7 protein-coding genes and 2 pseudogenes are annotated in these 12617 nt (G+C 37.9%); 5 read left to right on the top strand and 4 right to left on the bottom strand.

The features are described 5' to 3' along the window. Nucleotides 1-10 precede the first annotated feature (10 nt). The 4 genes and pseudogenes from rprY to JCM17102_RS06395 all read right to left on the bottom strand — a co-directional run bounded on the left by rprY (nucleotide 11) and on the right by JCM17102_RS06395 (nucleotide 6233). Complete coding sequence (gene rprY / locus JCM17102_RS06410; RefSeq protein WP_005678712.1) at nucleotides 11-712, bottom strand: response regulator transcription factor RprY; 702 nt, start codon at nucleotides 710-712, stop codon at nucleotides 11-13. Between the two features lies 1 nt (nucleotide 713). Further along, nucleotides 714-2270, bottom strand: a complete 1557-nt coding sequence (locus JCM17102_RS06405; RefSeq protein ID WP_025074465.1) for a sensor histidine kinase — start codon at nucleotides 2268-2270, stop codon at nucleotides 714-716. Nucleotides 2271-2534: 264 nt separating this feature from the next. Then, nucleotides 2535-4692 (bottom strand): annotated as a pseudogene (fusA2, locus tag JCM17102_RS26465) (elongation factor G2). Nucleotides 4693-4925: 233 nt separating this feature from the next. After that, nucleotides 4926-6233, bottom strand: coding sequence for a Gfo/Idh/MocA family protein (locus JCM17102_RS06395; RefSeq protein ID WP_025074464.1), 1308 nt, complete (start codon nucleotides 6231-6233; stop codon nucleotides 4926-4928). A 417-nt stretch (nucleotides 6234-6650) separates the two neighbouring features. Here JCM17102_RS06395 and hemW point away from each other — a divergent pair, with 417 nt between their 5' ends. The 5 genes and pseudogenes from hemW to JCM17102_RS06360 all read left to right on the top strand — a co-directional run. Then, nucleotides 6651-7784 carry a radical SAM family heme chaperone HemW gene (gene hemW / locus JCM17102_RS06385; protein WP_025074462.1) on the top strand — a complete coding sequence of 378 codons (1134 nt, stop codon included), beginning with the start codon at nucleotides 6651-6653 and terminating at the stop codon, nucleotides 7782-7784. A gap of 21 nt (nucleotides 7785-7805) precedes the next feature. Further along, nucleotides 7806-8360, top strand: a complete 555-nt coding sequence (locus JCM17102_RS06380) for an RNA polymerase sigma-70 factor (RefSeq protein WP_025074461.1) — start codon at nucleotides 7806-7808, stop codon at nucleotides 8358-8360. 215 nt (nucleotides 8361-8575) lie between these two features. Then, on the top strand, nucleotides 8576-9457 hold the full coding sequence (locus JCM17102_RS06370; RefSeq protein WP_025074460.1) for a FecR family protein: 882 nt from the start codon (nucleotides 8576-8578) through the stop codon (nucleotides 9455-9457). After that, nucleotides 9454-12124: pseudogene (locus tag JCM17102_RS26460) on the top strand (TonB-dependent receptor domain-containing protein). The gene JCM17102_RS06370 and the pseudogene JCM17102_RS26460 overlap by 4 nt, the downstream one beginning before the upstream one ends. Before the next feature lie 5 nt (nucleotides 12125-12129). Beyond that, nucleotides 12130-12617, top strand: a 488-nt coding sequence (locus JCM17102_RS06360; RefSeq protein WP_025074459.1) for a DUF4249 family protein, incomplete at its 3' end; no start/stop codon positions are given.

Genomic DNA, 12617 nt, shown 5'->3' with positions numbered 1-12617 from the left:
CAAGAGATTATTATGATTCAACTTCCGGAGTAATTAGCTTATAACCTTTTCCGTGAATATTAATAATCTCAATTGAATCATCTTCTTTCAAGTGTTTACGTAATTTCGTAATATACACATCCATACTGCGAGCATTGAAATAGTTATCATCAATCCAGATAGTCTTCAATGCAAAGTCACGTTGCAGAATCTCGTTAGCATGAGCACAAAGCAATCCCAGCAGTTCTGATTCCTTAGTAGTCAGCTTTGTCTGTTTACCTTCTGTAGCCAAAATCTGTTTCTGGGTATCGAAAGTAAACTTACCGATTTTATAGATATTGCTTTCTTTATTCTTCTTTCCGCGAACACGTCTCAGGATCGCTTCAATTCTGAATGTCAGTTCTTCCATACTGAATGGTTTGGTAATATAATCATCCGCCCCAATCTTAAACCCTTCCAGGATATCTTCCTTCAGTGTTTTCGCAGTCAGGAAAATAATAGGAATTTCAGCATTGGCAGCACGAACATCCTGCGCCAAAGTGAAACCATCTTTCTTAGGCATCATTACGTCAAACACACACAAGTCATATTTATTCTTCAGGAAAGCTTTGTAACCAGCTTCTCCATCAGGATACAACTCAGCAGAGTAACCTTTTGCCTGTAAATATTCTCTTAAAAGCATGCCAAGATTTTCATCATCTTCGCATAATAAAATACGCAGTTTCTCGTCCATATCAATTATTTTTTAATAAAGGTAATGCAATAATAAATTTAGTTCCAATATTCACGTCGCTTTCTGCCCGTATGGTTCCCTTATGATCCATAATTATCTTTTTCACATAAGCCAAACCCAGACCAAAGCCTTTTACATCGTGCAGATTACCTGTATGCACGCGATAGAACTTTTCAAATATCTTTTTCAGGTTCTCTTTCTTAATACCAATACCGTTATCTTGTATCGATATCATCAGTTTACCCGGTTCATTCCAAGTCTTTACTTTCAGCTCTAAATCCTCTTCCGGCTTCTTATATTTCACCGCATTATCCATCAGATTGAAAATCACATTTGTAATATGCATTTCATCTGCAAATATAACAGGATCAGTGGCCTCAAGGTTCGATGTGATCTTACCATTATATCGTTCCACCTTCAAAGCAAAAGTATTAATCACTCCCGTTATCAGTTCGTTCGCATCAATTTCCTTCATTTTTAAAGTTGCCTTCTGTCTATCAAACATCGACATCTGCAACACTTTCTCCACCTGAAAACGCAAACGCTTCGTTTCATCATTAATCACTCCAGAAATATGCTGAAACATCTGTGGAGATTTACCCACCGCGGGATCTTTCAGCATCTGTGCTGCCAATGAAATGGTCGATATCGGAGTCTTAAATTCATGCGTCATATTATTGATAAAATCATTCTTCATCTCCGTCAGCTTCTTTTGGCGGAATACAATATAAATTGTAAATATGAAAGTCACCAACAATACTATTGTAAATATCAACGACGGAATCATAAAGTTGATGGAACCAAAGATATAGTCCTTCCTACCTGGAAAATGCACTTTTAATATACTCATCTTCGCAGGTGGGTCATTGGTGAACAATACCTGTTGATAAGATTCATCACTCCCTTTTGGATCGTAATCCGCACAACGATATACTTCCCGCCCATCTCTGTCAATAACAGAAAAATGATAAGGCAACTCAATAGCATTATTGAAAAAACTCAATTTCAGATAATCATCTAAATCCCTAAATCTGACTCTATCTCCTATTGCCCTGTCACTTGCCTGATAAATCATCTGTAATGCTACTTCATCGATCAATCCCCGCTGATATACAAACCGATTTTGTATAGCTTCTGCTAACGACCTCGAAGTTTCCGGAATTGTTTTCGTTCCTCGGTATGGAGAAATCAATGCTTTCGGTAACTCTGACGGTTTGTTAGTTATTATATTTATTCTAAAACCCGAAATCTCTTTTCCATCCTGAGATTTCATAGTAAAACCATGTACTTGTTGACGCGGAATATCTTGTTGCATAGATGAGCTATTAGCAGTCAGCGCTTTTCTCTCCGTTTCAGATACATCTTCAATTAGCCATCGTTGCGTTTCTGCAAACTCCACATCCTTTGAAACTTGACTCAAACTGTTACGTACAGCAGAATCAAATTGCCCTTTACGGGTTTTAATCATTTCCTCTATGTAACTTACCTGTAAATACAATAAGCTCAGAAATGAAAGCCCCATTACTATACCTAATATCCAAATTGTCGACTTTTTCATAGCAACAAAATTAACACTCCCTAATTAACACTCCTAACCCATTAACTTGATTTAACCGGAAGTCTCGTAAATTAACCGATAGAAGCTATTTAAGTAGTATTCTGATGACTACAACAAAAAACACACTACTTTGGTTTGCAAATTTAATAAAAAATTAAATCTTTTCCTTAGAAATTTCTATCTTTATTAATCATAGTTAAACAAAAACCGCCATCTTTTACTTAAAAAAGACGGCGATTTTAACATTATTACGAGAATTACTAGCTAATCTTCAGTTTGCTTAGCTTCAAAATCCTTAATTAATTTATCTTGAACATCTGTCGGAACAAGCTCATAACTGGAGAATTTCATTATAAATGAAGCACGTCCACCAGTAAGTGAACTAAGAGCTGTAGAATAGGATGACATTTCTTTCAATGGAACTTTAGCTACTAGTTTTTCAAATCCTTTCTCACTACTCATACCCATAATCATAGCACGACGTCCTTGAAGGTCTCCCATTACATCCCCCATCTTATCTGACGGAACAAATACTTCTACGTCATAAATAGGTTCCAAAATCTTCGGTCCAGCATTCTTAAAGGCTTCACTAAATGCATTACGTCCTGCCAGCATAAAAGAAATTTCATTCGAATCCACCGGATGCATCTTACCATCATATACAATAACACGTACATCGCGAGCATACGAACCCGTCAATGGCCCTTGTTCCATACGAGACATGATACCTTTTAAAATAGCAGGCATAAAACGTGCATCAATTGATCCCCCCACGATACCTATTGATAAATACCAGTTTGCCACCCCATTCCAATGGGATTTCTTCTTTACCTTTTACATTAATCTTGAATTCCTGCCCATTGAATTTATAAATCTCCGGTATGGGCATACCTTCTTTATATGGTTCGACAATCAGATGCACTTCACCGAACTGACCGGCACCACCGGATTGTTTCTTGTGACGATAATCAGCACGTGAAGCTTTCGTAATAGTTTCGCGGTAAGGAATTTTTGGTTCTTCATATTTAATCTGAAGTTTCTCATTATTTTCCAAACGCCATTTCAATGTACGTAGATGAAACTCTCCCTGACCATGAACTAACGTTTGTTTCAATTCTTTCGATTGTTCAATGACCCATGTAGGATCTTCTTCACGCATGCGGTTCAAAATAGTCATCATCTTTTCCACATCAGCCTCATTGATCGGTTTGATGGCACGTGAATATTTCGAATTTGGATACTTAATAAAGTTAAACTTATAATCGCAATCCTTACCGTCTAATGTATTGCCAGTTTTCACATCTTTCAGTTTTACAGCAGCACCAATATCACCTGCTTGGAGTTCTTCCACTTTCACACGGTTACCACCCGCAACCACATAAATTTGTGCGATACGTTCTTTCGAACCGCGGTCAGCATTCAATAAATCGTCACCTTCATGCACTTTTCCGCTCATTACCTTAAAATAAGAAACTTCACCGATATGCGGTTCCACACTCGTTTTAAAGAAATAAAGAGATTCAGGTCCGTTAGAATCCGGAGCTACTTCCTTACCCTCTGTATTCTGCACTTTCGGCATTTCAGAAACAAAAGGAACCACATTACCCAAGAATTCCATTAAACGGCGAACCCCCATATCTTTGCCTCCGCACACACAGAATACCGGGAACATTCCTCTTGCAATCAACCCTTTACGGATACCTTCACGCATTTCATCCTCTGACAAAGAATCTTGTTCGAAGAATTTCTCCATCAAACCTTCATCATTTTCAGCAGCTGCTTCAACCAATGCTTTGTGCATTTCCATCGCTTTATCCATTTCTTCAGCCGGGATATCTTCAATGATTGGAGCACCACCTTCAGGTTTCCATGAATATTTCTTCATCAACAAGACATCAATCAGTGCATTAAAATTAGGTCCTGTAGAAATAGGATATTGAATAGGAACGATTTTCGGCCCATAAGCCTCCTTGAGTTGTTCCAAAACATTATCATAATCGCATTTCTCATTATCAAGTTGATTAACGAGGAAAATGACGGGTTTATTCAGTTTTTCAGTATATCGGAAATGATTTTGTGTACCGACTTCGACTCCGTATTGGCCGTTGATAAGAAGAATTGCTGTGTCGGTCACATTCAGTGCAGTTACAGTACTGCCTACAAAGTCGTCCGAGCCCGGACAGTCTATAATATTAAGCTTTTTATTATTCCATTCTACATGGAGAACGGCAGAGAAAACAGAGTAACCATACTCTTGTTCAACAGGGAAATAATCACTAACAGTGTTTTTTGCAGCAATAGATCCACGACGTTTTATAACACCACTCTCGAAAAGCATTGCTTCCACGAGAGTGGTTTTCCCAGAGCCAGAACTTCCCAATAAGGCTATGTTCTTAATTTCATTAGTCTGATATACCTTCATAATATATAAGATTTAAATAATTACTCAGTATGTTTCTCACATACCATTAATTTAGTGAGCCGCAAATTAGGGATTAATTAGGGGAAAAGCAAGTTTTATGTCAGTGTTACTAAACAATGTTATGTAACATACTATCATCCTTTTCCTTCCATATCATCAAGAGATCTCTTATTATCAGCAAGCTACACAAGCACTATTCAATCTTATTTATGATATACATCAGTCACAATCACCTATAATTTAGGAAATCTCCATGGTTTGCGATAATCCGGCTTAATGAGCTTATTTGCTTCATTATTATTAAAGGACTTCTTTACATCATCATACACAAGAGCCGATTTAACTCTTGCGGATATATTTCCTAAATGAGCATATTTTGCACAGAGGCTACCATTTTCAATAGTACAAGCTGTATTCATTTCACGTTTCTTCATACAATCTAAGAAGTTAGTGACATGGTCCTTGTGGTCTTGATAATTTGGCATACTTTTAACTGCCTCTATTCTGTTTTGGAATGGATACACTTCCCAACTTTCGCGATTAGCAACCAACGTACCGTTTGTTCCGACAAATTCAACTCCATAGTTTCTGCCATAAGGCCCCATCTCTACAGTAACATTGCTCCATTGAATAGTAAAATCATCATATTCGTAAATGACGGACATCGTATCAAATGTTTCAGCATAGTTGTTCGGGAAAGCAAAATTTCCACCGGAACTTAATACTCGTTTAGGCATACCTTTCACATTCATGCCCCATAAAGCCATATCTATCAGATGTACTCCCCAATCTGTCAACAATCCGCCACCATAATCCCAGAACATCCTCCAGGAACCATGAAATCTCTTTTCATTAAAAGTCCGTTGAGGTGCCGGCCCGAGCCATGTATCAAAATCTACTCCCTCAGGAGCCGAAGAATCAGGAACTGAATCGAGAATTGCTGCGTACCCAAAATTAGCCCAAACATTTACTTTAGCAATTTTGCCCAGTTTTCCACTGTCAATATAACTTTTCATTTCGTGCCAATGATTTCCACTACGTTGTTGTTGTCCCACTTGCACCACCCGGTTGTATTTTTTGGCAGCGGCAACCATCACATCACATTCAGCAATTGAATTCGCAAGTGGTTTTTCTACATATACATCTTTTCCAGCAGAGCAAGCATCCACTAATTGTAAACAGTGCCAATGGTCAGGTGTACCAATAATAACCGCATCTATATCTTTTCTATCCAACAGTTTACGATAATCGCCATAAAGTTCGGGCTTTTTGTTAGTTCTCTTCTCTAATTCCGAGGCTCTATTTTCCAGAATACCTTTATCTATATCGCATAAAGCAATACAATTAATCTCGGGATGAATCAGAAAATCATTCAGATCGGACCAACCCATACTTCTACAGCCAATCAATGCAATATTTACTTGGTCATTAGCAGCAACAGTCCGAGCAAACAAACTGTTATCAGTTAAGATAGAAGGAATAACCAACCCGGTTGCTGTCATCACTCCCATCTTTTTTAGAAATTCACGTCGTGTAGTCATAATATTATTATCTAAAGTTTCACTTTAATAAATAAAAGAGTTTGGAAATAGCAGCCCCTTAATAATTGCTTGCCAAACACCAATTGTCAAACAAATGACTGAGTTCCAAATGATAGCAATAGTTCTAAATCATAAATGCAAAATTAGATAATTTACCGAACTCCCACAAGTGTATCTAGTATTTTTTGATTATATGACCTGTTTCCAAGACATTAACAAGTACAATATAAACGATCCATTCTTGCATTTTTTTGAATCAACCCGATCTTATTTCTGCCATCTTTCAAAGCACATCCAATAACAAAAGAGCCAAGACGTATTTCAATGTTCCAGATCTTTCCTCCAATAAAAGTTTGTTGTTTGCAAGTATCGGAATATTTATCTAAATTTGCCAACCACATCAACCAACTGATTTATATGGCAGGCATCTATCTCCACATTCCTTTCTGCAAAACCCGGTGTATTTACTGTGATTTTTACTCAACTACGCATAGTGAGCTCAAAACGAGCTATGTAAAGGCACTCTGTCGTGAACTGGAAATGCGAAAAGAATACCTGAAAGGAGAGCCAGTAGAAACGATCTACTTCGGTGGAGGAACACCTTCACAACTGGAAGAAGATGATTTTCAGCTGATATTCAATACTATCCGTACACATTACAACATCGACAACTGCAAAGAAATTACATTGGAAGCCAATCCCGACGACCTATCCAACGATTATCTTCAAATACTTGCTTCTTTACCTTTCAATCGTATCAGTATGGGAATACAGACATTCAATGAATCAACTCTCAAACTATTAAAACGACGACACAGTGCTTCTCAAGCCATAGAAGCAGTAAAGAGAAGTCGCGAAGCAGGATTTAAGAATATAAGCATTGACCTAATTTACGGTCTGCCCGGTGAAACTGCTGAGCAATGGGAACATGACTTACAACAAGCCATTGACCTACAACCAGAGCATGTTTCTGCCTATCACCTGACTTATGAAGAAGGTACACCTATATATATTATGTTGCAGCAACATCAAGTGCAGGAAGTAGACGAAGAAAGTAGTGTAAACTTCTTCTCTATTTTGGTGGAGCGATTGAAAGCTGCGGGATACGAGCATTATGAGATATCTAACTTTTGCCAGCCGAGAAAGTATTCACGCCACAATACTTCTTATTGGAAAGGTATCCCCTATTTGGGTTGCGGTCCGTCAGCACATTCTTTCAACGGGAACACACGTGAATGGAACGTAGCCTCCATCAATGATTATATAGAAGGGATAGAAAATGAAGCACGACGTTTTGAAACCGAAGTACGTGATAAAGCCACTGCTTACAATGAACTGGTCATTACTTCCATCCGCACCATGTGGGGTATACCATTAGACAAGCTCGAACAAGAATACGGTCCGGAGTTCTTGAATTACTGCCGGAAGATGGCTGTTCCTTATGTAAAAAGTGGAAAGTTATCTGAACGAGACAACACTCTGCGCCTCACCCGAAAGGGAATTTTTATATCCGACAGCATTATGAGAGACTTGCTTTTTGTCGAAGAATAAACACCATAAAAAGAACCGCCGATGACCGAATCAGAAGTCAGAAAGTTATTACGGCAAATAAAGGAGCAGAACTCACAAAGTGCCTTCCGCGATTTTTATAACATAACATACGATCGGCTCTTCCGTATAGCTTACTACTATGTAAAAAAGGAAGAATGGTCGCAGGAAATTGTACTCGATGTATTTCTGAAACTTTGGAAACAACGTAGTACTTTGCTTGAGGTGAGAAATATCGAAGATTACTGTTTTATCCTAGTCAAAAATGCCTCTCTCAATTATCTCGAAAAAGAATCCAAACATACAGCTATTGAATCTGATACTCTTCCCGAGCCCCAAGAGCAAAGTTGTTCCCCGGAAGAATCATTCATTAGCGAGGAACTTTTTGCTCTGTATGTAAAAGCTCTCGACAGACTCCCTAAACGTTGCCGGGAAATATTTATCCGTATACGTGAAGAAAACCAAAGTTATGCACAGGTAGCGGAAGAGCTAGGGATTAGTACAAAAACAGTAGACGCCCAGCTTCAGAAAGCAATTAGCCGGCTTAAAGAAATAATCAGTCATGCTGATATTAATTAACACTTATTTATAAATAAAGAATAGGGAATATCTTTCATTTTCCGGTCTTCATCAATAAACATACCTAATTAATCACTAAAAATGAATGAAATGATGAAAAAGTTGAATGATGTAGATCCCGGACCAATGGTTCTCTTACTACCATTGCAGATTCTATTCTCAAGAAATAATATTATGAAAGATATCCCCGAAAAGTATCTAATACAGAGAGAATAATGAAATATACCGATACAGAAATAGACAAAATACTAAACCGGCTTGTAGCCTCCACCCGTTCACCGCGTGGAAAGTTTTCGGCATCTGCCAGTTACTCTAAGTTGGAAAGACGATTGAAGCCACGCATCCTACATATTCCGATTCAATCCTTTAGGGTAGCTGCAGCTGTAGCTCTACTCTGTCTATCGGTATGTGCAGTTTATTGGTATGCTACGTCCACATCCACACAAACAGTTTCGACATTAGCTGAAACTCGCTATGTACGCCTACCTGATGGAACATCAGTCACTCTTAACCATTTCTCTTCTCTTACTTATCCCAAGGGCTTTAAAAACGCCAATCGGGAAGTATCCCTTACAGGAGAAGCCTATTTTGAAGTGACAAAAGATAAAAAGCATCCTTTCATCGTGCAAGCCGGACCTGTTAATGTACAAGTCTTGGGAACACATTTCAATATTGATGCATATCCCAACAATCCGGATATAAAAACAACATTATTAGAAGGTTCGGTAGCAATAAGCAATACCAATAACGCAATTCGGTTAGTACTGGAGCCCAACCAAATGGCTATATATAATAAGGTGGGAAATAGCCTCATCCGCAAAGAGATTAAAAACTCCGGTGACGAAATATCCTGGCGACAAGGAGAGCTAATATTCAATGATACATCTTTGAAAGAAATTGTACAGGAACTATCTAACTCATTCAATGTCAATATACAAATTCAGGATACAACATTGCAAAACTATTGTATCACAGCTCATTTTCCGAAGAGCGAAAAGCTGGAAACAATTCTGACCGTATTGCATCAAACCGGACATTTCGATTACTCAAAAACTAACGACCAGATTATTATCACCACTAAACAAGACTTAAAATGAAAATAATATACTCAGATAATCTACATATCAGAACCTACCTTCTGGTATGCCTGCTCACTTATGCCATCAACAATATGGCACAAAATCCAGACTCACAACTGACATTTACTTTACGCAACGCCAGTTTGAAAGAATTTGTTAAACTAATAGAGAACTCTACTGGATATTCCTTCGTTTACGGAGAAGAAGTAAAGATCAGGAAAAAAATCAATTTAAGTGTCCAAAAAGATTCACTTCATAATGTACTTGATAAAGTATTCTCACATGAGGATATCACTTATCAGTTTTCCGGACGCTACATCTTACTAAAGAAAAAGAAAGAATCTCAAATCAAATCCCGAAAATTTACAATTAGCGGATATGTCACTGATGCTATTTCCTTTGAGACTTTGATAGGAAGCAATATTATGGAAAACAACCTGAAACAAGGTACGAGTACTAATCCATACGGTTACTACAGCATCACTTTGCCCGAAGGACAAAACTTCCATACGTTTTTCTTATCTAGGATATACTACCGAACTACGTACATTCTTTCTCCAACAGGATACCTTACTGAATATACGGATGAAAGATGCCAACCTATTGAATGAGGTAGTCATCGTATCGGACAAAGCAGAAAGTGGAAATTTAGCAACACAGATGGGAGCTATCGAAATCCCGATTACTCAAATAAAAAAGACTCCCAGCATATTGGGAGAAGCCGATGTAATGAAAGCTATCCAAATGATGCCCGGAGTACAAGCTGGAGTAGATGGTTCGGCCGGATTATATATACGTGGCGGAGGTCCTGATCAAAATCTGATTCTATTAGACGGAGTCCCGGTATATAACGTAGATCATATGTTTGGATTCTTCTCTGTCTTTACTCCTGAAGCCGTCAAAAAGGTGACTCTCTTCAAAAGTTCTTTCCCTGCCCGTTTCGGCGGACGATTGTCTTCGGTAGTCGATGTACGTACCAATGACGGAGATATGGAAAAATATCATGGAACATTCAGCATCGGATTGCTGACCAGCAAAATAAATTTGGAAGGCCCTATTATAAAAGGAAAAACTTCCTTCAATATTTCTGTCCGACGTTCCTATCTGGATTTAATAGCCAAACCTTTTATGCCCGACGATGAGAAATACAGTTATTATTTCTATGACATAAATGCCAAGATTAATCATAAATTCTCCGACCGTAGCCGTTTATTTCTAAGTGTCTATAATGGGAAAGACCACTTTTCCTCCAACTTTGACGACACGACAAATTTCAAAGATGGCAACAATATGAATTGGGGAAATACCATTATCTCAGCAAGATGGAATTATATTTTCAACAATCGACTGTTTAGCAATACAACTATTGCTTTTAACAACTACCAGATGGATATCAATACATATACCCATAATCAATACCCTAACAATCAAAACATTCTTATCAACCGATACTCTGCCAACTATAGTTCCGGAATCTCCGACTGGAATTATCAAATAGACTTTGACTACAATCCTACTCCGATACATCATATCAAGTTCGGTACAGGCTATCTCTATCACCGCTTCCGCCCGGAAGTTATGACTTCCAAAATAACTGATCAAACAAACGAAACCGTACAACGGGACACCATATATAATAGTATTTCCAACAGTCAGATCGAAGGGCATGAGGTGTCCGCTTATGCAGAAGATAACCTCCAAATCAATTCTCATTTAAGAATTAACTACGGCTTACATTTATCCCTGTTTCATGTACAGAAACAAAACTATTTCTCACTACAACCACGACTTTCAGTACGTTATCAACTCAATAAATCAATAGCTTGCAAAGCCGCCTATACCCAAATGAGTCAATATGTACATTTGTTATCTTCTACTCCTATTTCAATGCCTACGGATCTATGGCTTCCCGTCACACAGAACATTAAGCCTATGCGTTCAAATCAATATTCGTTAGGAGGATATTATACAGGAATTCAAGGATGGGAATTTTCTGTAGAAAGCTATTATAAAGATATGCGTAATGTACTCGAATATAAAGATGGCGTCAGCTTCCTAGGTTCTTCCTCCGGATGGGAGAATAAGGTGGAGATGGGGAAAGGACGTTCGACCGGTATTGAATTTATGGTTCAAAAAATAACTGGTAAAACTACTGGTTGGTTATCCTATACTCTCTCCAAAAGTGACCGTAAGTTTGCCAAGGGCGGAATTAATAATGGCGAACGTTTTCCATATAAGTATGACCGACGCCATAACATCAACTTAACCATCAATCATCAATTCAGTGAGCGAATTGATATTGGAGCTTCTTGGGTATTTTATACAGGAGGTACAACTACGATTCCCGAAGAAAAAACATCTGTGATATATCCGGGCAACGGTTCACATAATAGCGCATTTAGCAATTATTTTCCTGATGGTCTTCCTAATATAGGAGAAGCCTCTTACATTGAAAATCGTAATAACTACCGGTTACCCTCCAGCCACAGATTAAATATAGGTATCAACTTCAACAAAAAGACTAAACATGGTATACGTATCTGGAATATTAGTTTATACAATGTGTATAATGCAATGAATCCCACCTTCGTTTACCGTAGCAAAAACAATGCCCAACATGCAATCATAAAAAAATATACAATCCTACCATTAATTCCGTCTTTCACTTACACTTATAAATTTTAATCAAAATGAGAACTCATATATATTATTTACTCATAATAACGTCAATACTCACAACAGTCTCTTGTGAAAATGAACTTCCTTTCGATTTCAATAATAATCCTCCGAAGTTAGTCATGAATGCGCTGATAGATATGACTCATCCGGAAAACATACTTTATCTCAACTTTACAGGTAAAGAGTATGCCACTAATGTCCAAAATGCCACAGTAGAAGTGCGTATCAACGGACAACTAGCAGAAAGTTTACGCCCTCTCCCGATTGAGCCGGAAGAAAATGAACAATGCCGCTTCAAGATAACAAGTAAATTCAATCCCGGAGATGTAGTACGTATTGACGCTTTAACCGATGATGGTAAATATCATACATGGTCGGAGGTCATTGTTCCGCAACCTCTCAAAGAAATTGAAAAGATTGACACTCTTAGTGTAGAGATATCAAAAAGTGGCTTCACTTACGATCGTCTTCAATATAAAATAACATTCAATGATTGCCT

It is taken from the genome of Bacteroides faecichinchillae JCM 17102 (assembly GCF_000614145.1).
Taxonomy (GTDB): Bacteria; Bacteroidota; Bacteroidia; order Bacteroidales; family Bacteroidaceae; genus Bacteroides; species Bacteroides faecichinchillae.
This window is presented reverse-complemented; position numbering and strand designations above follow the sequence as displayed.